Origin of the sequence: Thalassorhabdomicrobium marinisediminis (assembly GCF_003072065.1) — a bacterium.
Lineage (GTDB): Bacteria > Pseudomonadota > Alphaproteobacteria > Rhodobacterales > Rhodobacteraceae > Octadecabacter > Octadecabacter marinisediminis.
This window is the reverse complement of record NZ_QCYG01000004.1, coordinates 92,293-116,531: the sequence shown is the minus strand read 5'-3', so window position 1 is coordinate 116,531 and position 24,239 is coordinate 92,293. Positions and strand designations below refer to the sequence as shown.

The window sequence follows — 24,239 nt, the reverse complement described above, 5'->3', positions numbered from 1 at the left end:
ACGGTCCTTGGGCAACGGCGGCTAGAGTGATTGACCCTGAAGCCGGTTTTCCAACCGCTCGATCACGGCCAGCACTTCGGGGTCGGCTGGGGCATAACTGGCGATTTGTTGCCAGACTTCAAGCGCGTCGTCAAAACGGTCCAGCTCCTCCAGCACCACGGCCACGCCTGTCAGCGCCCCGAAGTGCCGCGGCTCAAGCACCAGAACCTGCCGCAGATCGTCGATCGCCGGACCATAGAGCTCCAGCTGATAGAAAGCCGCCGCCCGCCCGTTGTAGCCTTCGGCAAAGGTGGGCGCGTGATCCACAAGGGCGCTGAAATGCTCCACCGCGCGCGCCGCGTCCCCCTCCTCCAGCGCGTCTTCGCCGCGCCGCAACAGCAAATCCATGGCGGGCGACCCGCTCCTGCGCCATTCATCAAGGATACGGTTCTGCAGGCGGTCCACCTCCTCCGGCGGGGCGGCGCGCAGCTGCTCGAACAGCTGATCGACGCGCGCCTCATCCGCGTACAGGGGTGTGGAAAACCCCACTCCCGCAAGAAGTGCCGTAAGGGTATAATTGAGAAGCTGTTTGCGAAGGCCCATAGTGCCAGTGTAGCGCATCACGCGCACGAGACCAGAGGGCCCGAACGCCCGTTCGTTCACATATCCGAGGGCCAAACCAGCAGGAGTTGCACTATGAGCGATGTATTGTCCGAAGCCGTTACGGTTCTCAACGCCAAGATGGCCGGAGAAGAGTTCGACGGAACCGCAAAGTTCGACGTCGAAGGGGAAGGCGCGATCATGATCGACAGCGCCGGCGCGCGCGTCGCCGATGAAGAGGCCGACGTCACCTTGTCGTCGGACACCGAAACCTTCCGCGCGATTCTCGAAGGGGAACAGAACCCCACCTCGGCCTTCATGACCGGCAAACTGGCGGTCGATGGCGACATGGGCGTGGCCATGAAACTGGCCGGCGTCCTCGCCTGATGGCTGACGCGGCCCCCTACTACGCGGCGATTGCGGGCAACCCGGACGGGGCGTGCCACTGGTTGCTGACCGTGGACGGGGTCCGCGTGCGGGTGGGCCACTGGCCCGCCCGTGATCCATCAGCCGCGCGCGGCACGGTGCTGATCTTCCCCGGCCGCACGGAATATGTCGAGAAATACGGACGCACAGCGGCCGATTTCGCGGCACAGGGCTTTGCCTCGGTCGCCATCGACTGGCGCGGGCAAGGCATCGCCGACCGGCTGCTGGCCAACCGCGCCGTGGGCCATGTGAACGTCTTCGCGGACTACCAGCTCGACGCGAAAGCCCTGCTGGCACACGTCAAAGCCCTTGGCCTGCCCGAACCCTACCACTTGCTCGGGCATTCCATGGGCGGCTGCATCGCTCTGCGGTCGCTGTACGAGGGAATCGACGTCCGCTCGGTCATGTTCTCGGCGCCCATGTGGGGCATCCAGATGTCTGCGGCCCTGCGCCCCATCGCCTGGGGGCTGAGCTCCATGAGTAAACCGCTGGGTTTCGGCGAGCTTTTCGCCCCCGGTCAACAGGCAGAGACCTATGTGCTGCGCACCACGGCCGACGAAAACACGCTCACCTCCGACGCGGCGAGCTTTGATGTGCTTCAGCAACATCTCAAGCAGCATCCGGACCTCGCACTGGGGGGACCGTCGCTCCATTGGCTCAACGAATCCCTGCGCGAGATGCGTGCCCTGTCGCGCCAGCCCTCGCCCGACCTGCCTTGCGTGACCTTCCTCGGGACCGAAGAGTCCATCGTCGACCCGATCCGCATCCGCAAGCGCATGGCGCGCTGGCCCGGGGGCGAGCTTGTGGAACTCGAAGGTGCCCGGCACGAGGTGCTGATGGAAGCGGAGCCGATCCGCGCCCGCGTGATCGCGCGCACGCTGCGCCTGTTCGACGCGCACAGCCCCGCGCTCGCCTGACGCAAGTGCACCGGAGGCGGCTGCCCGCGCCGCCGCCCCTTCATCTGACCAGATAAACTCACTCGCCCGCGCGCCGCGCAGCGCTACCTTGGCAGCTATGACCGAGCTGCTCACCTTCACGCCCGAAGGCATCTACTGCCCCGCCGGGGATTTTCATATCGACCCATGGCTGCCCGTGGACCGCGCGCTGATCACCCATGGCCACGCGGACCACGCCCGCGACGGGATGGGCGCCTATCTGGCGACCCGCGCGGCGGCCCCGGTCATGCGTCACCGGTTGGGCGACGTGCGCATCGACACCGTCGACTACGGCGAAGTGACCACCCACAACGGAGTGCAGGTGTCTTTCCATCCCGCAGGCCACGTGCCCGGCTCGGCGCAGATCCGCATAGAGCACAAGGGCGAGGTCTGGGTTTGCTCGGGTGATTACAAGACGGTCGACGACGGATTGTCGGAACCGTTCGAACCGGTCCGGTGCCACGCCTTCATCACCGAATCGACCTTCGGGCTTCCGGTCTTCAAATGGACGCCGCAGGACATCCTGGCCCGGCAAATCAACGACTGGTGGGCGAGCAACGCCGCAGCGGGCACCTATTCCCTCCTTTCCTGTTACGCCCTGGGCAAGGCCCAACGGCTTTTGCGCAGTGTCGATCCCTCGATCGGACCGATCCTGACCCATGGTGCCATCGAAAATACCAACGAAGTGTTAAGAGGTCAGGGAATCGCCCTGCCCGACACGATCCGCGTTACCCCTGAACTTGACGCGAAGGCACACAAGGGCGCGCTGGTGCTGGCAACGCCCTCGGCGCTCAATTCGAACTGGGCGCGGCGGTTCAAGCCGGGATCGACGGCTTTCGCCTCGGGGTGGATGGCCCTGCGCGGGGTGCGCCGCCGACGCGCGGCTGACCGGGGCTTCATCGTCTCGGACCACGCCGACTGGGCGGGGCTTAACGACGCCATCGGGCAGACCGGGGCGGAGCGGATCTTCGTCACCCACGGCTACACCTCGGTGTTCAGCCGCTGGCTGTCGGAACAGGGCTATGACGCGCAGGTGGTGCAGACAGAGTTCGACGGTGAGACGCTGGATGCGGACGATGACGCATGAAAGATTTCGCTGCCCTCTACACCGCCGTTGATCAGACCACGAAAACCACCGTGAAGGTCGCCGCGATGGCCGAGTATTTCCGCACCGCGCCGGATGCCGACAAGCTCTGGTGCATTGCGCTGTTCTCGGGGCGGCGTCCAAAACGCGTCATTACCACCACCTTTCTGCGCGAATGGGCGGCGGAGCGCGCGGGCCTGCCGCTGTGGCTGTTCGAGGAATGCTATCCCATCGTGGGCGATCTGGCGGAAACCATCAGCCTGTTCCTGCCGCCCCCCTCAACCCATGAAGAGCGTCCCCTGAGCGCATGGATCGCCGAGATCAAACGCCTCTCGGCGCTGGACGAAGCGGGGCGCAAAGCGGGCATCCTGCATGCTTGGGACATCCTGCCGCAAACCGAGCGTTTCCTGTTCACCAAACTGCTCACCGGCGGGTTCCGCATCGGGGTGAGCCAGAAGCTCATGACCCGCGCGCTTGCCCAAGCCACCGATCAGTATGAAGCGGTTCTGACCCACAAGCTCATGGGCAACTGGACGCCCGAGACGACCACCTGGCAGGCCCTGATCGAAGACGATGACCCCAGCGCCGACCTCAGCCGCCCCTACCCGTTCTATCTGGCTTACGGCCTTGAAACGCTCGACCAGCTCGGCCCGCCAAGCGATTGGTTCGTCGACCGGAAATGGGACGGCATCCGCGGCCAGTTCATCCTGCGCGGCGGCGAGCACCACCTCTGGTCGCGGGGCGAAGAGCTGATGACCGACCGCTTCCCTGAGCTTGCGCGGCTGCGCGATTACCTCCCCGATGGCACGGTGATCGACGGGGAAATCCTTGCATTCAGGGATGAAAAACCTCTGTCTTTCAATGCCTTGCAGAAACGCATCGGGCGCAAGACCGTGCCGAAGAAGATCATGGCCGAAGCGCCGGTCGTTCTGATGGCCTATGACCTTCTGGAACACGCAGGCACCGACATCCGCGCGCGTCCGCTTGAGGAGCGCCGGGCCCGTCTGGAGGCCCTGATCGAGGGCTCGCCGCCCGATGCCCCGATCCGTCTTTCGCCCGAGGTGACTGGTGCCACGTGGGAGGCACTGGCTCAAGAGCGCGCCCGCTCGCGCGAGATGAACGCCGAAGGGCTGATGCTGAAACGCCGCGATAGCCCCTACCTCGCCGGGCGCAAGAAGGGCGACTGGTGGAAATGGAAGATCGACCCGCTCACCGTGGATGCGGTGATGATCTACGCGCAGGCCGGATCGGGCCGCCGCGCCAACCTGTTCACCGATTTCACCTTCGCAGTCCGGAACGGCAACGATCTTGTGCCCTTCACCAAGGCTTACTCCGGCCTGACCGACGCCGAGTTCCGCCAGATCACCCACTGGGTGCGCCGCAACACCGTGCAACGGTTCGGCCCGGTCCGCCATGTGCCGCCCGAGCACGTGTTCGAGATCGCCTTCGAGGGCATACAGGCCTCTCCTCGGCACAAATCCGGCATCGCGCTGCGGTTCCCGCGCATGCTGCGCTGGCGCAAGGACAAGCCCGTGGACGAGATCAACACCCTTGACGATCTCAAGGACATGCTCGCCACCTATGGCTGATCCGCTGGCAATACGCCCCCAGCGCGCCTACATAAGAGCAAAGCAAACAAGAGGCCCCATGACACATTTCAAGCCAGATTTCGCCCGCGACCCCCGCATGTTCGACGCCAACGCCTCCGGATCCTCCGACCTCGGGGACCTTCCGGAATGGGACCTGACCGATCTTTACCCTGCGCCCGATGCGAAAGAAATCAAACGCGATCAGGATTGGCTGGAAGAATCCTGTCGGACCTTCGCCGCCGATTACGAAGGCAATCTTGCGTCGCTTGAGGCCGAGGACTTCCTCGACGCCGTGCGCCGGTATGAAAAGATCGACACTGTGGCCGGCCGTCTGATGTCCTATGCGGGGCTGCGGTATTACCAGCACACGACCGACCCGAAACGCGCGCAGTTCCTGTCGGACATGCAGGACCGGGTGACGACCTTCACCACGCCTCTGGTGTTCTTCGGGCTCGAGTTCAATCGCCTTAGCGACGAACATGTCGAAAACCTCCTTGCCGCCAGTGCCGAATTGGCCCGCTACCGCCCCGTGCTGGAACGGATGCGCGCCATGCGCCCCTATCAGCTTTCCGATGAGCTGGAAAAGTTCCTGCACGATCAATCCGTTGTCGGCGCCTCTGCCTGGAACAAGCTGTTCGATGAGACGATCGCGGGTCTGACCTTCACCGTCGACGGTGAAGAACTCAACATCGAGGGCACGCTGAACCTTCTCTCCGAGCAGGACCGCGCCAAACGCGAAGCCGCCGCCCGTGAGCTGGCCCGCGTGTTCAAGGAAAACGTCGGCCTGTTTGCCCGCGTCCACAACACGCTTGCTAAGGAAAAAGAGGTTGAGGATCGCTGGCGGGGCATGCCCTCGCCCCAGACCGCGCGGCACCTGTCGAACCATGTGGAACCCGAGGTGGTCGAAGCCCTGCGCGACGCGGTGGTCGAAGCCTATCCGCGCCTGTCGCACCGCTACTATGCGCTCAAAGCCAAGTGGCTCGGCCTTGACACCATGGAGGTCTGGGACCGCAACGCGCCCCTGCCGATGGAAAGCGAACGGATCGTGCCGTGGGACGAGGCGGAATCTACCGTCATGGACGCCTATACGGCCTTCGATGCACGCATGACCGACCTCGCGAAACCTTTCTTCAAAGAGGGTTGGATCGACGCCGGCGTGAAAGAGGGCAAGGCCCCCGGTGCCTTCGCGCATCCGACGGTCACCACGGTTCACCCCTACATCATGTTGAATTACCTTGGAAAACCCCGTGATGTGATGACCCTCGCCCATGAGCTGGGTCACGGCGTGCATCAGGTTCTGGCCGCCGGTCAGGGGGAATTGCTCGCCTCGACCCCGCTGACCCTCGCGGAAACCGCCAGCGTTTTTGGCGAGATGCTCACCTTCCGCAAGCTGCTCGATCAGGCGAAAGACCAGCAGGAACGCAAGGTCCTGCTGGCCGGCAAGGTCGAGGACATGATCAACACCGTCGTGCGTCAGATTGCCTTCTATGATTTCGAGGTGAAACTGCACGATGCGCGCGCCAAGGGGGAACTCACCCCCGACGATATTAACGCGCTGTGGATGTCGGTGCAGGGCGAAAGCCTTGGCCCGGTGTTCAATTTCATGGACGGGTACGAGACGTTCTGGGCCTATGTGCCCCACTTCGTCCACTCGCCCTTCTACGTCTATGCCTATGCCTTTGGCGACGGCCTCGTGAACGCGCTCTACGCGGTGTACGAAGAGCAGGGCGAGGCGTTCAAGGACAAGTATTTCGACATGCTCAAGGCGGGTGGTTCGAAACATCACAAGGAACTTCTGGCGCCCTTCGGACTTGATGCATCAGACCCTGCCTTTTGGGCGAAGGGTCTGTCGATGATCGAAGGGATGATCGACGAATTGGAGCAGATGGAGTCCTGATCAGGTGAAACCCGCCCGCCGCGCCAAACGGTCGCTCAAGACCGAATTTAATCGCATGCTGGTGCGGATCCGGGCCCGGGTCCCCCCCGGCATGCGCGTGGTGGTCGGGTTCATTCTGGTCTGCTTCGGAATTCTTGGGTTCCTGCCGATCCTGGGCTTCTGGATGATCCCCCTGGGCATCGCGGTGATGATGCTCGACATCGGACCCGCGTGGCGGCGGTTCAAGAACCGCCGCTGATCACTTCAACTGACTGTCTTTCGACGCGCGCCGGTTGATCCCGCCGCGCTGCTGCACCCGCGCGTCCCGCTCGGTAACGCAATCCACGCAGAGCTTGACCCCCGGCACCGCCTTGCGGCGCGCTTCGGGAATGGGTTCCTCGCACTCCGCACAATGGGTAAAGCTCTCGCCCACCGGCCGGCGGCGGGCCTTCAGGCGCGCCAGTTCATCCCCGATGGAGGCTTCGATCTGTTCGGACACGGCCCCGTCCTTTGCCCATCCCCCGGCCATCAGTCCAGATCCGTCCAGGGCCAAGGCTTCTCTTCCGAGGCAGCGGTCTGGTAGCGCGTGGCCTTGGCAACCCAAAGCCCGACATCGGTGCCCAGCGCCGACAACCGTTCATTGGGAGACTTGTTGCTGATCAACATCATGACAAACTGCAACAGCGCCAGAACCCCGATCAACGTCCCAACGAAAGAGATCATGATCGCGATGATGATCATGTAGATCAGCCGCGAAAACAGGTTCTCGCGCACCGGCTCTTGCGGCACGCGGCGCGCGGTATTCTCGGGCATCACGTCATCGAACTCATGCGGATCCGCCATTCGTCTCTCCTTTTCTCCCGTCACCCGCCAGCCGGGCGCACGCTTGCGCTTCTCTGGTTCAAAAATACCTATTCGAACCCGCAAAACAAAACGCGCGCCCCCTTGGGGTCACTTGTATCGCGTCATGCAACCGTCAGCATCCCGCGTTCCTTCGCCAGGGCGTGCATTTCCTTTTGCAGCTTCTCGAACGCGCGCACCTCGATCTGGCGAATCCGTTCCCGGCTTACGTCATACTGGCCGCTCAGCTCTTCCAACGTCACTGTCTGGTCCGCCAACCGGCGCTGGATCAGGATGTCCTTCTCGCGGTCGTTGAGCACGTTCATCGCCTCGGCCATCAACTCGCGTCGCTGCTCCAGCTCGTCACGTTCCTCGTAATCGCCAGCCTGATCCGCGCTTTCATCCTCAAGCCAGTCCTGCCATTGCATCGTGCCTTCGCCTTCGGCGCCGACCGTCGCGTTCAAAGAGGCATCCCCGCCGGACATGCGCCGGTTCATGGATATCACCTCCTCCTCGGTCACGCCGAGATCGCTCGCGATCCGCTGGACGTTCTCGGGGCGCAAATCACCCTCTTCCAACGCGCCGATCCGGTTTTTGGCCTTGCGCAGGTTGAAGAACAGCTTCTTCTGCGCACTCGTGGTGCCAAGCTTAACCATCGACCACGACCGCAGGACGTATTCCTGGATCGAGGCGCGAATCCACCACATGGCATAGGTCGCAAGACGGAAGCCCTTTTCGGGGTCGAACCGTTTGACCGCCTGCATCAGACCGACGTTGGCCTCGGAAATCACTTCGGCCTGGGGCAGGCCATAGCCGCGGTAACCCATGGCGATTTTGGCGGCCAGACGCAGGTGCGACGTGACCAGTTTGTGGGCGGCCTCGGTATCCTCATGGTCCACCCAACGTTTTGCCAACATGTATTCCTCATCCGGTTCCAGCATAGGAAACTTGCGGATTTCCTGCATGTACCGGTTCAGGCCCTGTTCCGGCGAGGGGGCCGGAAGATTTGAATAAGAGCTCATGATCGTCCCTTCTGCATTCGCTGCGCCGCGTTATGTTTACGGCTTTAACATCAATATGGGCGCTTGCCTCGGTCAATACAAGATTGATCGGGTACCGGCGTCGGTCCGCCAGCCCACCCGTCCCCGGGCGGTGAGCGGTCCACTTTCATAAAGAATAATGAACGAAGTCTAAAGGCGGTTCCGGACAGCGGCCGGGCGCCTCACGCAGATGTGCCAAAAAGCACCGAAGTGTTTCAGTCTCTGGCGCCGCCGAGCGTTTCGATCAGATCCTGCATATCTTGCGGCATCGGTGCTTCGAATCGCAACATCTCGCCGCTTGCGGGATGTTCGAACCCAAGGGTCGCCGCGTGCAGCGCCTGCCTTGGGAAGGCGCGGGCCGCGTCGCGCCCGGCCTCGCCCACGGCCTTCTCGGACAGTTTGCGTTTGCCGCCATAGGTCGGATCACCGATCAACCCATGCCCCGCATGGGCCAGATGCACGCGGATCTGGTGCGTGCGCCCGGTCTCGAGCCAGCAATCGAGCAAAGCCGCCACCGGCGGCGCCCCGAGGGGCTGAACGATCCGCGCGCGGGTCACTGCGTGGCGGCCATTGTGCCAGACGACCTGCTGCTTCTGGCGGTCATGTTTGTGGCGCGCAAGCTGGGTTTGCAGTTTCAGGATATTGCCCGGCTCGAAGGACGCGCCCTTGATGCCGCGCACCCGCGGATCAGCACTGTCCGGCACGCCGTAGCAAATGGCGCGGTAGTGCCGCTCGACACTGTGGGCCTCGAATTGCTCAGCCAGCCCATGATGGGCGCGGTCGGTTTTCGCGACCACCAGAAGGCCGCTGGTCTCCTTGTCGATCCGGTGAACGATGCCCGGGCGCTTCTCCCCTCCGACGCCGGACAGCTCGGCCCCGCAGTGGTGCAAAAGCGCGTTGACCAGCGTGCCCGACGGCGTGCCCGGCGCGGGATGGACCACCATCCCCGCAGGCTTGTTGACCACGATCAGGTCCGCATCCTCGAAAACCACGTCAAGGGGGATCGCTTCGGGTGCGACGTGATAATCGTCGGCGATCTCGACCTGAATTTCGATCCGGTCCCCGGGGGCGGGTTTGGCCCGCGCATCGGTGACCACGGCCCCATTGACCCGCACCGCGCCCTCGGCCAACAGACGGGCCAGCCGCGACCGGCTGAGCGCCGCGTCTTCGGGCACATCCCGGGCGAGGGCCTTGTCCAGCCGCGCCGGCGGCGCTTCGGCAATGTCGAATTCAACAGTGGTCGCGGACATGACGGATCCTTTGGCTGACTGGCCTTGCTCTTAGGGCCGCGCCCGGGCCATGTCACCCCCCGGTCGGGGCCAAATCGCGGCGGCTAGCACCGCGCGCGCCGTCCCAAAGCCCGGTCGACCAATGGCGCGCCGATGATCACCACGACGATCCGCAACAAATGATGCGCCACGACGACCGCCGCATCCGCCCCGGCCACCAGCGCGACGATGGCCATCTCGGCCTGGCCACCCGGGGAGAAGGACAGCACCGTCTCGGTGAAGGGCAACCAGCCCAGTTCCAGGATCCCCGCCGCGAAAACCGCCGCCACCGCAAGGCCCAGCACGGTGAACACCGCGCCGGCGGTCACATCGACGCGCAGCTCGCGCCAGGTCATGCCCGCGTATTTCACCCCGACGGTGAAGCCGATGAAGAACTGCGCCGCCTGTATCGCCTCGGCCGGGGGGCGATGTTCGATCACGCCGCCCAAGGCCAGCGCCGCGGTCAGGAACAGCGGCCCGAGGATAGAGGCGCCGAACAGGCCGATCCGCGAGGCGATCCGCCAGCCGGCCAATCCGGCAGCCGCCATCCAGAGCAATTGGTCCGGCGGCACCGACGACAGCGGCGCGCCGATCGGCTGATTGAGCTCAACCCCATAGAAGAAGGCGAAGACAAAGGGCAGCACGATGACGACGATCAGAACCCGCGTGGCATGAATCAGCGACAGCGCCCGCACGTCGCCGCCTGCCTCTTCCCCGAACAAGAGCATGTCCTGCAGTCCGCCGGGCATCGCGGCATAAAACGCAGTCGGGTGGTCGAAGCCGAAGCCGCGCCGGAACAGCGGATAGCCGACCGCGCCCACGCAGATCACCAAGAGCGGCACCAGCGCCAGCGTGCGGGCCAGAACGTCCAGTTGCGCGAACAGGGCCGGCGTGATGGTCGCGCCCACCGCGACGCCCAGAATGGTGCGCATCACCTGACCCGTGCGCGGCATCCCCTGCATCCGCACCCCAAGAAGTGCCGCGACAAGGCAGCCCACCAAGGGCCCGAGCAGCCACGGCAGCGGCAGTTGCAACAGGATGAAGACCGCAACGCCGGCGGCAGAAATCAGCAATGTGACGAAAACGGTCATGGCGCTTCGTCGCATGGCCGGGGCGCTAAGGAAAGGGGGGAGGGTGGTACCGCCTCCCCGGCTCGAACGGGGGACCCCTGGTTCCACAAACCAGTGCTCTAACCAACTGAGCTAAGGCGGCAACAGGGGCGATGTAGCGAGCGTGGCGGGCGATTGCAAGCATCTTCCGCGTCTGCGCCCCCCTCAAATTCGATAATTTTGCCCGGACTTGCCACGGTCTTGCCATTGGTAATGGGCGCGGGGTAAATCGGGACGCGAGCAAATTCGTACAGGTTCCGAAGATCACGGAAGGATCACACCATGGGCATCAACACCGAACGCGATATCGAGGCGAATTTGCAGATCGGTCCGACGGATCTGGGACAGGTGCGGCTGTTCATCGAAGGCGACGGCATCGAAATCCCGATGGATTTCGCCCCTGAAGAAGCCGAGGAGATCGCCGAGGAAATCCTCGCCGCGGCCAAGGCGGCCCGCCTTGTTGCGGACCGCTAGGTCCCGCGCGGTGCTTTGCCGCCACAGCTCAGCCTCCTGAAACCGAGCGTTCGTTAAAACGTGGCCGTCGTATCCGCGGGGTCTTCGCTCAGCCCCCATCTATGCCGCCCTCTGCAGCGCGGCTCGACTAGAACGATACCCCCCTGCCCAGCCCCTGATTCGCCGCGACTGCCGGTTCCGGTCAGTCAAAGATCAGGTGAGCAACCCGCTGCGCAGGTGGTGAGTCGGATCCCGCAGTGCTTGCAGGCGCATCGCCGCGTGGCGGGCGAACTTCTGCACCATGACCTTGCGCCGCGCGGCGGCCAATTTCGTCTCTGGCCCCATGCGCACGATCTCGCCGTCATAGGCGTCAGCAAGGATCAGCCCGGTCCCTTCGGGGAGCAATTCGGTCGGGAAATCGCTGTCGACCGCCCAGAAAAATCGGTCCGACCATTCCAGATAGCCCTGCCATTTGTGGTCCGACTGGAAATCCGCCCGCGACGATTTGCATTCGATGATCCAGACCTCCCCCTTCGGGCCAAGCGCCATGACATCGACGCGCAGCCCCCGGGTGGGCACAAGCTCCTCAACGCAGACGAAATCGAGCGCGCGCAGGTGGCGGCACACCCCACGCGCCAGAAGCTGCCCCGGTTGCAGGGTCGTGAGGTCGGCGTGCGGCAGGTCATTCGGCATCCCCTGAACATGAACATTACAGGAACATTCGTCAAGAGTGGTTAATTTTCCGTTAAAGATGCGAAGCCAAATCCAGCGCCAGAAATCTCCGCCCTGCCCCCCTTGCCGCCGGCGACGGGGCACACTACCTGTTGTCGAGGCGGGCTTCTGCTCTTCTCGTATACACGGGACAACATTCCAGTGGCCTTAAGCAAATCCGAGGGAGCTGGCTCTGTCTTAGCCCTGGCTTCGTTATCCGGCGCCCACCTGTACATACAGGTCCTCGGGAATTAGATCCCTACGGTTGCTGCGGGGCCCGCCACCTTATTTCTTGAATGTGAAACGCCTTACCGGCGTGGCTTGCGATCGACCCGTACGGGCACCGGTTCCGCCAGATAGACTGGCGCCATATGCCCCCCGCCGGAGTCGTCGTCATCGTCGTCGGCCATGCTCATGATGGCATAAGCGAACTGGACGCCGGCAAACACAATCCCGTTGAAGAACCAGATCATCACCAGCGGCAGGATCCCCATGCTGGAGTGCAACACAAGGTGTCGCAGACCCATGACGTCAAACCCGATCAGCAGGGCCACGAATACGACCGAAAGGGCGAAGCCGATGGCGCAGCTTTTGATGTAGAGTTTGATCAGATCGGGGGTCTTGTTCATATCCATTGGGGCAGCCTCCTATACTATAGGTAGGTGCCAAGCCCCCCCTGTCCAAGGGACAGATTGCCGCTGACCCTCAAAAGGCCTCCGGTCGGGCTTCGCGGGCCATGTGATCCAGCACCGCGTTGACGAACTTCGGTTCATCCCCGCCGTCGAAAAAGGCTTTCGCCACATCGACATATTCGGTGATGGCGACCTTGGGCGGCGTGTCCTTGCCGATCAGTTCGACCCCGGCCGCGCGGAACAGCGCGCGCAAGGTCGGGTCGATCCGGCCCAGCGGCCAGCGCGCCACAAGGGCGCGGTCGGTCATCTGGTCGATCTTCGCCTGTTGCTCGACAGCCTTTTCCACCAGCATCTTGAAATGGCCGATGTCCCCATCGAGCATCTCTTCGCCCTCATAGGTTTCGCCAAACCGGTAGTGCAGGAATTCCTGCGTGACCGCTTCGATGGTCTGGCTGGAATGCTCCATCTGGAACAGCGCCTGCACCGCGTAAAGCCGCGAGGCCGAGCGCATCTTGCGCCGTTGGTTGCCGGAAAGGTTCGAGTGTGCTTGCGTCATGCTGTGGGTGTGCCATCCGTGTTGCCAGCCATCAGGATGTCATGCGCGAAGCCGACTCCCTGCTTTGAGCGGCCCCACTTACGGCTCAGCGCGATCAGGTGCAAGGCCGCAGCGGCCGCTCCGCCACCTTTGTTCTGGTCCGCCGGATCGGCGCGCACTTCGGCCTGTTTTTGCGTCTCCACGGTCAGGATGCCGTTGCCGATGCACAGCCCCTGAAGCCCCAGAAGCTGCAGCGCGCGCGAGCTGTCGTTGCAGACGGTTTCGTAATGCGTCGTCTCACCGCGGATCACGCAGCCCAGCGCGACGTAGCCGTCAAAATTGCTCATCCGCTCGGCGATGCCGATGGCGGTGGGGATTTCCAGCGCGCCGGGCACCTCGATGGTCTCGTGCTGGCCACCGGCGGCTTCGATCTCGGCCCGGGCCCCGGACAGCAGGTTATCCGCGATGTCCTTGTAATAGGGCGAGATCACGATCAGCAGCTTCGGGGCCTCGTCGAAGTCGGGACGGGGCAGGATGTAGTGCGAGGTGCCAGCCATCAGCCAAGCTCCGAAATTTTGCGGGTGCCGGTGATCTCGAGGCCATAAGCCTCAAGTCCGACGATCCGGGGTTGCGGGGAATTGGAAAGCAGTTCGATCTCGTGCAGGCCGAGCGAGCTGAGGATCTGCGCGCCAAGCCCGTATTGCCGCAGCGTCTGGGGCGAGACTTCGTCCTGCGCGATCATCTTCATCGAGGTGTCGCGCAACAGCACGACCACACCGCGCCCCTCTTCCGCGACGCGCAACATGGCATCGCCGAATTCGTTTGTGCGCCCCTTGGGACCGACGCCCACCACATCAAGCATCGGGTCCATGGAATGCATGCGCACCAGCACCGGTTCATCGCCCGAGATATCGCCCTTGATCAGCACGATATGTTCGTCGCCGTGGGTCTCGTCGGCGTAGATTTTCATCTGCCACTCGCCGCCGAACTCCGAGGTGATCGTGTCTTCCTGCTGGACGCGCACCAGATTGTCATGGCGGCGGCGATAGGCGATCAGGTCCGAAATTGTGCCGATCTTGAGGTTATGCAACTGCGCGAAGGCCACGAGGTCCGGCAGGCGCGCCATTTCCCCGTCGTCCTTCATGATCTCGCAAATCACGCCCGAGGGGTTGAGCCCGGCAAGCCGCGAGATATCGACAGCTGCTTCCGTATGGCCCGCCCGCACCAGCACGCCCCCGGCCCGCGCCCGCAACGGGAACACATGGCCCGGCGTGGCGATGTCCTGCGCGCCCTTGGTGGGGTCGATAGCGACCGAAACGGTGCGCGCCCGGTCGGCGGCCGAGATGCCTGTGGTGACCCCTTCGCGGGCCTCGATCGAGACGGTGAAGGCAGTCTCATGACGGCTGGAATTGTGCGTGGACATCAACGTAAGGCCGAGCGCATCAAGCCGGTCCGCCGGCAGGGCCAGACAGATCAACCCGCGCCCGTGGGTCGCCATGAAGTTGATCGCATCGGGCGTGGCCATTTGCGCGGGGATCACCAGATCGCCCTCGTTCTCGCGGTCCTCATGATCGACAAGGATGAACATCCGGCCATTGCGGGCATCGTCGATGATGTCCTCAACGCTGGAAATCGCGTCTTTCCAGTCTGCTTCGACGGGGCCGGGGTTTTCGAACATCTCGGTCATGGGAATCCTCTGCGCTTTGGGGCGGGGATAGCCCTTTGCGGCCTGATTGGAAAGGGTGCGCGACGCGGGGCGGCCCGCAGCGCCGCCGCGTCAGTCGCCCAGCCAGGCCACATCGCGCATGGCGGCGGTATAGGCGGCGAATTCGCTGGGATAGGTTGCAGCGGTCGCATCCTCACGCGGGTGCCATGCGTCTTCGTCGTCCGCGTTGCGGGCGTATTCTACGTAGGTAAACCGCCCGTCAGCCTGTTTGATGATATCGACGCAGTAAGCACCGGTGTCATCCTCAAGCGTTGCGACGACCTCTTCGCCGTCCGCGCTCATGATGCGTCCTGCAGGCGGGCGACGTAGCGCGCCATGGTGTCCACCTCGAGGTTGACCAGATCCCCCACCTGCGCCGCGCCCCACGTGGTCACGGCCTTGGTGTGGGGGATGAAGTTGATGCCGAAGCGGGGGCCGTCCACCTCGTTCACCGTCAAGGAAGTGCCGTTGAGCGCGACCGAGCCCTTGGGGGCAATGAAGCGGGCCAGATCGGCGGGCGCCTCAAGCGTCACCCGCGTGCTGTCGCCTTCGTCTTCCATGGCGACGATCCGCGCGACACCATCCACATGGCCCGAGACGATGTGCCCGCCCAGCTCATCCCCGACCTTCAGCGGCCGTTCCAGATTGACACGACTGCCCACGGTCCAGCCGCCAAGGTTGGTCAGACTGACGGTTTCGGCGGAAATGTCCACGTCATACCAGCCCTGCGGATCAGTGCCCTTGTCGACCACGGTCAGACAGACACCGTCAGACGCGATCGAGGCGCCAATCTCGATGCCCGAGATATCGTAGCTGGTGCCGATGCGCGCCCGCAGGTCGCCGCGATGGTCAAGTGCAAGGATTTCACCGACGTCGGTGACGATACCCGTGAACATGGCAATTCTCCTTTCGGAAACTCTGGTTTCCTACGCCCTAGCCCCTTGATCCGGCTGGGGCAAGCTGACTAGGTGGCAAGACCCTGCGATCCGCGTCATATTTTTGCCGCCTGAAGGGGCTATACGGGCGTGAAGCCTGAGCTGTTTCGCAGGCGCAGGATCAAGGGAACGGACGTGTTTTGACAGACCATACCGCGAAATCCTTTCTATTTTTGCAGGGCCCGCACGGGCCGTTTTTCCACCGGCTGGGCAAGATGCTGCGCGCGGCAGGGGCCAAGGTGCAGCGCGTGGGGTTCAACGCAGGCGACAGGGCGTTCTGGTTCGGAGGCGCGGGTTATATCCCCTATCGCGGAACGCCGGACGACTGGCCGGCGACCTTCCGCGGCCTTGTGGCGGAGCACGGCATCACCGATATCGTGCTTTACGGCGACACCCGCCCGATCCACGCCCACGCTATCGACGCCGCGAAGGCCCTTGGCCTCACGGTGCATGTGTTCGAAGAAGGGTATCTGCGGCCCTTTTGGGTCACCTATGAACGCGACGGCGCGAACGGGCATTCCAAGCTGATGCGCACCAGCGTCGAAGACATGCGCACGGCACTGGCGCAGACCGACCTCGACGTGCCCGAAGCGCCGGCCCATTGGGGCGACATGCGCCACCACGTGTTCTATGGCGCGCTCTATCACTGGTTCGTGCTGTTCCGGAACGGCGAGTATCGCGGGTTCGAGACCCACCGCGAGCTGTCCGTTCTGGCCGAAGCGGCGCTTTATACGCGGCGCCTGTTGCTCATGCCCTATATCGCTGTGGACCGGATCCTTGCGACGCGACGCATCAAGACGGGCGGCTTTCCCTATCATATCGCCCTGCTGCAGCTGGAGCACGATTCCAGCTTCCAGATGCATTCCCCCTTCACCCGCATGGAAGAGTTTCTGACCGAGGTGATCGAAGGCTTCGCGCGGGGCGCCCCCAAACACCACCACCTTGTCTTCAAGGCGCACCCGCTGGAAAACGGGCGCAGTCCGCTGCGGCAGATCATCCGGCGCGTGGCCACGCAACAGGGCGTGTTCGACCGGGTGCATTACGTGCGCGGGGGCAAGCTGGCCGCACTGCTGGATCACGCGCGCACCGCCGTCACGGTCAATTCCACCGCCGGTCAACAGGTGCTGCACAGGGGCATCCCGCTGAAGGTCTTTGGCGATGCGGTCTATTCCAAGCCCGAATTCGTCTCGGACCTGCCGGTCGAGACCTTCTTCGCCCAGCCCACGCGGCCCGACAACCGCGCGTTCAAGGATTACCGCCGCTACCTGCTGGAAACTTCGCAAGTGCCGGGCGGTTTCTACTCGGCACGGGGGCGGCGGCAGCTTTTGCGGCAGGTGGTCGATATGATGCTGGACCCCCACGATCCCTATGACGCGCTGCGCAGCGGCAAGGCGCCGCCGCGCCAGCAGTTGCGTGTGGTGAAGTAGGGACCACAAAACCTAGCGTGGGCGGTGGCATCACGGTCACACCCCCACGGCGCACGACGGCAGGACTGGATTTTGCATCACGATTCCCGTAGCTTGCCTGCAAAAGGTGAGGTGAATTGAAATTCGCCCGCACGACGATGAGGCAGAAATAACAGGTCGAGGAGACCGAAGCAGTGAAATCCAATAGATGGCGCCTGTTTAAGGGCGCGGCCCTCGTGACGGCATTGGCCGTGGTTGCATCCTGTGGCCTGCCCCGGTCCGGTCCGACGAAAACCGAAATCTTCTCCGGCTCGGTCATGGAAAGCGGCGATGCCTTCGTGTTGCTGGTCGATGATCGCGTCAATCTGGTCGCCAGCGTCACCCCCGCGTTGGGGTTCTCGGCGGGCTTCCGCAACGCCGGAGCGTTGGGCAGCGATACGATCCGCGCGGGCGACGTGCTTGGCCTGACGATCTGGGAAAACGTGCGCGATCCGTTGCTTGTGCCCTCGGGCCAGAACGCCACCGTGCTGGAAGAGGTGCAGGTCGACGGGTCGGGCTTCATCTTCGTGCCCTACGCCGGCCGCATCCGTGCGGCGGGCAACACCCCCGAGGCGATCCGCCGGATCATCACCAACAAGCTTGAAGAACAAACCCCCGATCCGCAGGTTCAGGTGCGGCGACTGGCCGGGGACGGCGCGACCGTCTCCGTCGTCGGAGCTGTGAGCGCGCAAGGGGTCTATGCGATCGAACGCCCCACCCGCACGCTGTCCTCGATGCTGGCACGGGCGGGCGGCGTGACGGTTCCGCCAGAGATTGCGCAGGTGCGCGTGGTGCGCGGCGATCATTCCGATGCCATCTGGTTCGAGGATCTTTACGCCCATCCCGGCCACGACATCGCCCTGCGCGCGGGCGACAAGATTTTCGTCGAACAGGACACGCGCAGCTTCACCGCATTGGGCGCGACCGGCAGCCAGAACCGCGTGCCCTTTGAAAGCCAGACCATTTCGGCCATCGAAGCCATCGCGCAAGTGGGCGGTCTGAACACCAATCTGGCCGATCCGACGGGCGTTTTCGTCTTCCGCAACGAGCCCGAGGAGATCGCCAACCAGCTTGTGGGGCGCACCGACCTCGTCGGAACGCAGCGGGTCGTCTATGTGCTTGATCTGACGCGGCCCAACGGCATGTTCCTCGCCCGGGATTTCGCGATCCGCGACGAAGACACCGTTTATGTCACCGAAGCGCCGTTCAGCCAGTTCAACAAGACGATTTCCGCCGCCTTCGGCACGCTGGGACAGGTCAATTCGGCCGCCGCCGCTGTTGGCCGCTGACCGCTGGCAATGACCCATTCCGATTCAGAGCCCGCCGCGAAGTCCGCTTCGCGGCGGCTTTTCGTCTATAACGGCGGTTTCCTGACCCAACCCCGGATCAAGCGCATCCTTGCGCTCTCTGGCTATGACGTGTCCCTTGGCAAACCCGGCGCCGAAGACCTTGTCGGGGTCTGGGGGCAATCGCCTACCGCGTGGCGGGGCGAAGCCGTAGCCGGACGCACCAAAGCGCCGGTTCTGCGGGTTGAAGATGCCTTCCTGCGCTCCGTCCGTCCGGGCCGCGAGGGCGAGCCGCCCCTGGGTCTGCTGCTGGACCGGCGGGGGGTGCATTTCGACCCGTCGACCCCCTCGGATCTTGAGGTGATCCTGCGCGACGCGCCGCTGGATGACACCGCCCTGCTGGACCGCGCCCGCGACGGGATCGCCACGCTGGCGCACAGACACCTGAGCAAATACAACGCCTTCGACCTAACGCTCGCGCCCCCCGATCCGGGCTACGTGCTGGTGATCGACCAGACCGAGGGGGACGCCTCGGTGAGCGCCTCGCGCGCGGATCGCAACACCTTTCTCGAGATGCTTTTTGTCGCCCGGGAAGAGCACCCCGCCGCGCCGATCCTGATCAAGACCCATCCGGAAACCCAGCGTGGCCATCGCGGGGGGCATTACCGCGACACGGATCTGGGAGGGAACGTGCGCTTTTACAGCGACCCTGTGCCGCCGCAGCGCCTGCTCGAAGGGGCCATCGCGGTCTATACCGTGTCGTCACAGTTCGGGTTCGAGGCGATACTGGCGGGGCACAGGCCGGTGGTGTTCGGACAGCCCTTCTACATCGGCTGGGGCCTGACCGACGACCGCACGCCGCTGGATCGGCGGCAACGCAAACTGACGCGGGCGCAGCTTTTTGCCGGGGCGATGATGCTTTATCCCCGCTGGTATGATCCGTTCCACGACCGTTTGTGCGACTTCGAGACCGCCGTGCAGACCCTTGATGCCGCGGCCCGCGCCTGGCGGGACGATCACCGCGGCTGGGTCGCCTCGGGGATGCGGCTGTGGAAACGCGCGCCGCTGCAAAAGGCCTTCGGCGGCAGCCGGAAAATCGTCTTCCAAGACGATCCCACGAAGGCCCGCGCTCTTGCTGCGAAAACCGGACGCCGGCAGATGGCTTGGGCGGGCAAGGCCGAGGCGCACCCGGGCGCCGTGCGCGTGGAGGACGGGTTCCTGCGGTCTCGGGGGCTGGGGGCCGATCTGGCGCCGCCCCTGTCTTTGGTGCTCGATGACCTCGGGATCTACTACGACCCGACCCGCCCCAGTCGGCTGGAAGCGCTGATCGAGGCAAGCACGACGCTGCCCGACAGCGCCATCCGGCGGGCCGAGGCACTGATCGACCGGATCCGCGCCGCGCAATTGACGAAATACAATCTAAGGGCAGACGGCCTGCCCCACGACCTGCCCCCCGGCCGCCGCATCCTCGTGCCCGGACAGGTCGCCGATGACGCATCGATCCGGCTGGGCACGGCAGAGGTCGCGACCAACCGCGCCCTTCTGGAGGCCACCCGTGCCGCCAATCCCGCCGCGGTGATCCTTTACAAACCGCACCCGGATGTTGAGGCGGGCCTGCGGGACGGAGCCGTGCCCGACGCGCAGGATCTGGCCGACATCGTGCTCGACCGCGCGTCACCGCTGGCCGCGTTGGACGCCGTGGACGCGGTCTGGACCATGACCTCCACCTTGGGGTTTGAGGCCCTGTTGCGCGGGGTGTCCGTCACCTGTCTGGGCACGCCCTTCTATGCGGGCTGGGGGCTGACGGACGACCGGGTGATGCCCCTGCCCCGCCGCAGCGCGCGCCCGACGCTGGCACAATTCGCCCATGCGGTGCTGATCGATTACCCGCGCTATTTCGACCCCGTCACCGGCCTGCCCTGCCCTGTGGAAGTGGTGGTTGAGCGGTTGGCGGCGGGCACGGTCCCGCAACCCTCACGGGCGAACCGGCTGCTGGCCAAACTGCAAGGCGCATTGGCGAGCTACGCGCATCTGTGGCGTTAGGCGGGCAGACGCCGCCACCGATGCAGGATGTCGCCCCCGACCGGCGTCACTTCGGCCAACTGGAAGCGCGGCGCTTCGGACAGACGTTCGACCCCCAGCGCCCCGAGCGACGGCGTGCCCTCGGCCCCTACCAAGACCCCGGCGGTGAAGCCCACAAGCTCATCCACCAGCCCGGCGTTCAGCAGCGATGCCGCAAGGGTGCCGCCGCCTTCACAAAAGATCCGCGTTAGCCCACGCCCGGCAAGTTTTGCCATCATATCAACGGGATCGACCTGCCGGCCCTGCATCTCGCAAGGGATAATCGTGGCCCCGGTCGCGACCCAGTCGTGCGCGGGGGCATCGGGGCCGTGACACAGCCAAAGCGGCGCCTGCGGGATGCTGCGCACCAGAGCAGAGCCGTCGATGTTCAACCGCCCGGAGGCGACGATGCGCACCGGCTGGCGGTCGATGCCCAGATCGCGCACGGTCAGGCTGGGATCATCGGCGCGGACCGTGCCTGCGCCGACCAGAACGGCATCGTGCCGGGCGCGCATGGCGTGAACCGCGCGGCGCGCGGACGGGCCGGTGATCCATTGGCTTTCGCCGGTGGCGGTCGCGATGCGGCCATCGAAGGATGCGGCGAGTTTAAGCGTCACGAAGGGGCGCGCTTCGGTCACACGCAACAGGAACCCCTGCAGATCGTGGCGGGCCTCGGCCTCGCACACTCCGCGTGTGACCTCGATCCCCGCCGCCCCGAGCATGGCAATGCCGCGCCCGGCCACGCGCGGGTCCGGATCGCCGGTCGCGATCACGACGCGGGCCACGCCAGCGGCAATCAACGCTTCAGCGCAGGGGGGTGTTCGCCCGTGATGGGCGCAGGGTTCAAGGGTGACATAGGCAGTGGCGCCTCGCGCATCGATCCCGTCCAACGCGCGGGTTTCGGCATGGGGGCGCCCGCCATCCGCCGTCCAGCCGCGCCCGATCACGCGGCCATTGCGCACGATGACGCAGCCGACGTTGGGGTTCGGCCAGACCCGGCCCAAGCCCCGCCGCCCGAGCGACAGGGCCTGCCGCATGAAGGTTTGATCGGCTGGGGCGGTCAATCGTCTGCTTTTTCAGGCGGCCTGAGCTCGCTCACGAACTTGTCGAAGTCGTCAGCAGCCTGGAAGTTCTTATAAACGCTGGCAAAACGGACATAGGCTACGGTGTCGATCCGGGCCAAAGCCTCCATCACGATCTCACCGATCTGCTTTGAGTTGATGTCCGTCTCGCCCATGCTTTCCAGCCGGCGCACGATGCCCGAGATCATCTGATCCACGCGCTCTGGCTCAACCGGGCGTTTCTGCATCGAGATGCGCACGGACCGCTCAAGCTTGTCGCGGTCGAAATCCTCACGCCGGCCATTGGATTTGATCACCACCAGATCGCGCAATTGCACACGTTCATAGGTCGTGAAACGCCCGCCACAGGCGGGACAGAACCGCCGCCGCCGAATGGCGACGTGGTCTTCCGCAGGGCGCGAATCTTTCACCTGGGTGTCGACGTTTCCACAAAAGGGGCAACGCATGTCCTGTCCTCGTCTTCTGCCTCTGGGGTCTTTGCCCCATTTATCCACAGCCACTATAGGAGGCAGCGCAAGTTTTGGGTAGTGCGCAATCCACTCTACAAGATCATGAGTCGGATGCGCCACAGTCCCCGCTCAACGGCCAAGTGGGCAAGGTTGCATTTGTGCAAGTTCTGCCGATTTTTTCCTCGCAGACTGCGAGTGTCAGGTTGGAATATGCCAATCGAAACCGCGTGCCGTCTGGACGTATTCCGGCCATTTGAACTGCGTGGGCGCGGGATAGTCGGCCAGTGGCTGAATGGGGTTCGCCGTTCGGGTCTTGAACTCGGCCATGGCGGCGTCGCGAATATGCTCATCCTCAAGCAGGCGCAGCGCGGAGGTCGCCAGCACTTTCGCCGCCACCTGCACCATGGGATCGATGGTCTGGGGCATGCCCCCCAGGGCGTTCATCGCCCAAGCCGGATAGGGTCCGCCCTTAAGCGCCGGGCGCGCGATATAGAACCGCGCGGTGGGCGCGTGCCACGTCATGTCGGTATAATCGTCGGAGGTCGAATTGCGCTGGTTCGGCGGCAGGCTCTCGCGCAGGATCGCTTCGGCGTCCTGCGGTGCGATCAGCTCTTCGCAAGCCGGCAGGATCGGGTCGGCGTACGGCGTGACACCGCAGTTCTTCTGGACCTCCCGCATAAGCGCCTTTGCCTCGTCATCCCAGACCGGTGCGCCGACCTGCTGGATGTTCTGCCAGACCATCTCCGCCATGGCGTGATTGGCAAGGCCGGGGCGGGATTTGCAGACCCAGTGCCGCTCAACCCGGCATCCGGTTTGGGCGGCCACGGAATCGGCCAGCGCATCGAGCCGCGCAGTGATCCGTTCCGCCATCTCGACGGTCGGCACGCGCATCATATATTGCAGATCGGCCAGCCCGGCGGGCAGGTTGTCGGCGGTCGCCTGACCGGTGCTCAGGATCGCTTCCGAGATCGACCAGCCGCCCACGTGCGAGGCCATGGAATCGCGCAGCATCCGGCCTTGGGCATACATCATGACCAGCGCGTCATTGGCCCCCGGTGCGCGAATATCGCTGTGGCTTTGCGGGATCGGGGCGCCATCCTCGGCGCCGAACAGGTGCGGCGCGTCGCAGATGAAACGGTAGATCATCGAATAGGCCGCGCCGCAGTGGGTGTCCCAACGCACGGTGTTGCACATGGGAAGCATGTAGAACGGGTGGAACGACAGCATGCCCGCCAGCCCGTCATAATACCCCGCCGCGGCGTGCAAGGGCTTGGAGCCGCGCACCTTTTCCGCAGGCTCGCCGGTGAACCGCAGCCCGCCCTTGATCCCGTGGTGCTCCATTGCGGCCTTGGTCGCAAGAAGCCCACCCAAGCCACTGATCCCCAGAGCGGAATGCGGATCGGTATGGCCAGCGGCATGAGCCCCCACCCCGTCGCGCGGAGCCTCATGCGGTACCGCCGCCTGACTGTTTCCCGGCACCGCGTCGTATTCGGCATACATGCCGACCACCGGCCCCTCTCCGTTCGACCACTCCGCGCAGAAGGCCGTCGGCATGCCACCGCTGCCTTCCTCAACGGTGAACCCTTCGGCGCGCAGACGTTCGACATACCAGCCGGCCGAGCGATACTCGCGCCAAGCCGGTTCACCGAAGTCGAAAATCCTGGCACAATCGGCGGACAACCTGTCCCTATGGCGCTCAACCCAGTGGCGTGCAGTGGTTTGCGCGGCGCTGTGTGTCATCTGATCATTCCTGTCACTGTCCGCACGTGAGGGGCCGCGCGATGTTCGAAAAGGTAAATTCCCTGCCAAGTTCCGAGCTGCAAGCGCCCGTCAACGACAGGAATTTGCAAGCTGGTTGGCAGAAGCGCCGCCTTGATATGGGCGGGCATATCGTCTGGACCTTCATAGATGTGCTGAAGGTAGGCCATCGAGGGGTGATCGGCGGGGGGCACGAGACGCGCAAAAAACGCTTCGAGGTCGGTTTGCACCTCGGGGTCCGCGTTTTCCTGTATCAGCAAAGAACATGAGGTGTGCCGGACAAAAAGCGTCAGCACCCCCGTGTCGCGCACCTGTTCGGCCACCTCACGGGTGAATTCATAAAGCCCCGCGCCTGATGTCTGAATCCGCCAATCCATGAGCGGACTGTTACCGCCGCAGCCGGAGAACGCAAGCCTTAGTCGGAGGTCTTCTCAACCCCCT

The 24,239-nt window shown here is 64.2% G+C and carries 27 protein-coding genes and 1 tRNA gene; 10 read left to right on the top strand and 18 right to left on the bottom strand.

Annotation, left to right across the window (positions count from 1 at the left end; all coding sequences use genetic code 11):
• Positions 1-21: 21 nt before the first annotated feature.
• Positions 22-582 (bottom strand): tetratricopeptide repeat protein, encoded by a 561-nt coding sequence (locus DC363_RS07045; protein WP_108640428.1) that lies wholly within the window; start codon positions 580-582, stop codon positions 22-24.
• 93 nt (positions 583-675) lie between these two features.
• Here DC363_RS07045 and DC363_RS07040 point away from each other — a divergent pair, with 93 nt between their 5' ends.
• The 6 genes from DC363_RS07040 (at position 676) to DC363_RS07015 (ending at position 6,748) form a co-directional block, all read left to right on the top strand.
• Entirely contained in the window at positions 676-966 is a 291-nt protein-coding gene (locus DC363_RS07040) for an SCP2 sterol-binding domain-containing protein (protein WP_108640427.1), read from the top strand.
• Positions 966-1,922, top strand: a complete 957-nt coding sequence (locus tag DC363_RS07035) for an alpha/beta hydrolase (protein WP_108640426.1) — start codon at positions 966-968, stop codon at positions 1,920-1,922. Before DC363_RS07040 ends, DC363_RS07035 begins: the two co-directional genes overlap by 1 nt.
• A gap of 97 nt (positions 1,923-2,019) precedes the next feature.
• The gene (locus DC363_RS07030) at positions 2,020-3,027 is read left to right on the top strand and encodes a ligase-associated DNA damage response exonuclease (RefSeq protein ID WP_108640425.1); all 1,008 of its coding nucleotides are present in this window, start codon (positions 2,020-2,022) and stop codon (positions 3,025-3,027) included.
• Positions 3,024-4,613 carry an ATP-dependent DNA ligase gene (locus DC363_RS07025; RefSeq protein WP_108640424.1) on the top strand — a complete coding sequence of 530 codons (1,590 nt, stop codon included), beginning with the start codon at positions 3,024-3,026 and terminating at the stop codon, positions 4,611-4,613. Before DC363_RS07030 ends, DC363_RS07025 begins: the two co-directional genes overlap by 4 nt.
• 58 nt (positions 4,614-4,671) lie before the next feature.
• Complete coding sequence (locus tag DC363_RS07020) at positions 4,672-6,510, top strand: M3 family oligoendopeptidase (protein ID WP_108640423.1); 1,839 nt, start codon at positions 4,672-4,674, stop codon at positions 6,508-6,510.
• A gap of 4 nt (positions 6,511-6,514) precedes the next feature.
• A complete protein-coding gene (locus DC363_RS07015; RefSeq protein WP_241962949.1) occupies positions 6,515-6,748 on the top strand; it encodes a hypothetical protein in 234 nt (77 codons plus the stop codon).
• Here the strand turns inward: DC363_RS07015 and DC363_RS07010 are convergent, their stop codons facing one another.
• The 6 genes from DC363_RS07010 to DC363_RS06985 all read right to left on the bottom strand — a co-directional run bounded on the left by DC363_RS07010 (position 6,749) and on the right by DC363_RS06985 (position 10,849).
• Positions 6,749-7,018, bottom strand: coding sequence for a DksA/TraR family C4-type zinc finger protein (locus DC363_RS07010; protein ID WP_108640422.1), 270 nt, complete (start codon positions 7,016-7,018; stop codon positions 6,749-6,751).
• Positions 7,018-7,332, bottom strand: a complete 315-nt coding sequence (locus tag DC363_RS07005; RefSeq protein WP_108640421.1) for a DUF4389 domain-containing protein — start codon at positions 7,330-7,332, stop codon at positions 7,018-7,020. Before DC363_RS07005 ends, DC363_RS07010 begins: the two co-directional genes overlap by 1 nt.
• Positions 7,333-7,454: 122 nt before the next feature.
• Positions 7,455-8,351, bottom strand: coding sequence for an RNA polymerase sigma factor RpoH (rpoH, locus tag DC363_RS07000; protein ID WP_108640420.1), 897 nt, complete (start codon positions 8,349-8,351; stop codon positions 7,455-7,457).
• Between the two features lie 233 nt (positions 8,352-8,584).
• The gene (locus DC363_RS06995; RefSeq protein WP_108640419.1) at positions 8,585-9,619 is read right to left on the bottom strand and encodes an RluA family pseudouridine synthase; all 1,035 of its coding nucleotides are present in this window, start codon (positions 9,617-9,619) and stop codon (positions 8,585-8,587) included.
• A gap of 83 nt (positions 9,620-9,702) precedes the next feature.
• Positions 9,703-10,728: an AbrB family transcriptional regulator gene (locus tag DC363_RS06990; RefSeq protein ID WP_241962948.1), complete on the bottom strand. Its 1,026-nt coding sequence runs from the start codon at positions 10,726-10,728 to the stop codon at positions 9,703-9,705.
• A 44-nt stretch (positions 10,729-10,772) separates the two neighbouring features.
• Positions 10,773-10,849: transfer RNA gene (locus DC363_RS06985), tRNA-His, on the bottom strand.
• Between the two features lie 179 nt (positions 10,850-11,028).
• On the opposite strand from DC363_RS06985, the gene DC363_RS06980 reads away from it, so the two are divergent.
• On the top strand, positions 11,029-11,220 hold the full coding sequence (locus DC363_RS06980) for a DUF6324 family protein (protein ID WP_108640417.1): 192 nt from the start codon (positions 11,029-11,031) through the stop codon (positions 11,218-11,220).
• 192 nt (positions 11,221-11,412) lie between these two features.
• On the opposite strand, the gene DC363_RS06975 is transcribed toward DC363_RS06980, so the two are convergent.
• The 7 genes from DC363_RS06975 to DC363_RS06945 all read right to left on the bottom strand — a co-directional run bounded on the left by DC363_RS06975 (position 11,413) and on the right by DC363_RS06945 (position 15,678).
• The gene (locus tag DC363_RS06975; RefSeq protein ID WP_108640416.1) at positions 11,413-11,892 is read right to left on the bottom strand and encodes an MmcB family DNA repair protein; all 480 of its coding nucleotides are present in this window, start codon (positions 11,890-11,892) and stop codon (positions 11,413-11,415) included.
• 326 nt (positions 11,893-12,218) lie between these two features.
• Entirely contained in the window at positions 12,219-12,545 is a 327-nt protein-coding gene (locus DC363_RS06970; protein WP_108640415.1) for a hypothetical protein, read from the bottom strand.
• A 70-nt stretch (positions 12,546-12,615) separates the two neighbouring features.
• On the bottom strand, positions 12,616-13,098 hold the full coding sequence (nusB, locus tag DC363_RS06965; protein ID WP_108640414.1) for a transcription antitermination factor NusB: 483 nt from the start codon (positions 13,096-13,098) through the stop codon (positions 12,616-12,618).
• The gene (locus DC363_RS06960) at positions 13,095-13,634 is read right to left on the bottom strand and encodes a 6,7-dimethyl-8-ribityllumazine synthase (protein ID WP_108640413.1); all 540 of its coding nucleotides are present in this window, start codon (positions 13,632-13,634) and stop codon (positions 13,095-13,097) included. The genes nusB and DC363_RS06960 overlap by 4 nt, the downstream gene beginning before the upstream one ends.
• Positions 13,634-14,764, bottom strand: coding sequence for a 3,4-dihydroxy-2-butanone-4-phosphate synthase (ribB, locus tag DC363_RS06955; protein ID WP_108640412.1), 1,131 nt, complete (start codon positions 14,762-14,764; stop codon positions 13,634-13,636). The genes DC363_RS06960 and ribB overlap by 1 nt, the downstream gene beginning before the upstream one ends.
• Before the next feature lie 90 nt (positions 14,765-14,854).
• The gene (locus tag DC363_RS06950; RefSeq protein WP_108640411.1) at positions 14,855-15,085 is read right to left on the bottom strand and encodes a hypothetical protein; all 231 of its coding nucleotides are present in this window, start codon (positions 15,083-15,085) and stop codon (positions 14,855-14,857) included.
• Positions 15,082-15,678, bottom strand: a complete 597-nt coding sequence (locus DC363_RS06945; RefSeq protein ID WP_108640410.1) for a riboflavin synthase — start codon at positions 15,676-15,678, stop codon at positions 15,082-15,084. Before DC363_RS06945 ends, DC363_RS06950 begins: the two co-directional genes overlap by 4 nt.
• A 179-nt stretch (positions 15,679-15,857) precedes the next feature.
• Between DC363_RS06945 and DC363_RS06940 the strand changes: the two genes are divergently transcribed.
• The 3 genes from DC363_RS06940 (at position 15,858) to DC363_RS06930 (ending at position 20,491) form a co-directional block, all read left to right on the top strand.
• Entirely contained in the window at positions 15,858-17,144 is a 1,287-nt protein-coding gene (locus DC363_RS06940) for a capsule biosynthesis protein (RefSeq protein ID WP_108640409.1), read from the top strand.
• Between the two features lie 173 nt (positions 17,145-17,317).
• Positions 17,318-18,451 (top strand): polysaccharide biosynthesis/export family protein, encoded by a 1,134-nt coding sequence (locus DC363_RS06935; protein WP_108640408.1) that lies wholly within the window; start codon positions 17,318-17,320, stop codon positions 18,449-18,451.
• 9 nt (positions 18,452-18,460) lie between these two features.
• Positions 18,461-20,491 (top strand): capsular polysaccharide biosynthesis protein, encoded by a 2,031-nt coding sequence (locus tag DC363_RS06930; RefSeq protein ID WP_108640407.1) that lies wholly within the window; start codon positions 18,461-18,463, stop codon positions 20,489-20,491.
• Here DC363_RS06930 and ribD read toward each other — a convergent pair.
• The 4 genes from ribD to DC363_RS06910 form a co-directional block, all read right to left on the bottom strand.
• On the bottom strand, positions 20,488-21,546 hold the full coding sequence (gene ribD, locus DC363_RS06925; protein WP_108640643.1) for a bifunctional diaminohydroxyphosphoribosylaminopyrimidine deaminase/5-amino-6-(5-phosphoribosylamino)uracil reductase RibD: 1,059 nt from the start codon (positions 21,544-21,546) through the stop codon (positions 20,488-20,490). The genes DC363_RS06930 and ribD overlap by 4 nt on opposite strands.
• Before the next feature lie 23 nt (positions 21,547-21,569).
• Complete coding sequence (gene nrdR / locus DC363_RS06920) at positions 21,570-22,037, bottom strand: transcriptional regulator NrdR (RefSeq protein ID WP_108640406.1); 468 nt, start codon at positions 22,035-22,037, stop codon at positions 21,570-21,572.
• 201 nt (positions 22,038-22,238) lie between these two features.
• Positions 22,239-23,780, bottom strand: a complete 1,542-nt coding sequence (locus DC363_RS06915) for a zinc-binding metallopeptidase family protein (RefSeq protein ID WP_108640405.1) — start codon at positions 23,778-23,780, stop codon at positions 22,239-22,241.
• Entirely contained in the window at positions 23,777-24,175 is a 399-nt protein-coding gene (locus DC363_RS06910) for a secondary thiamine-phosphate synthase enzyme YjbQ (protein WP_108640404.1), read from the bottom strand. The genes DC363_RS06915 and DC363_RS06910 overlap by 4 nt, the downstream gene beginning before the upstream one ends.
• Positions 24,176-24,239 lie beyond the last annotated feature (64 nt).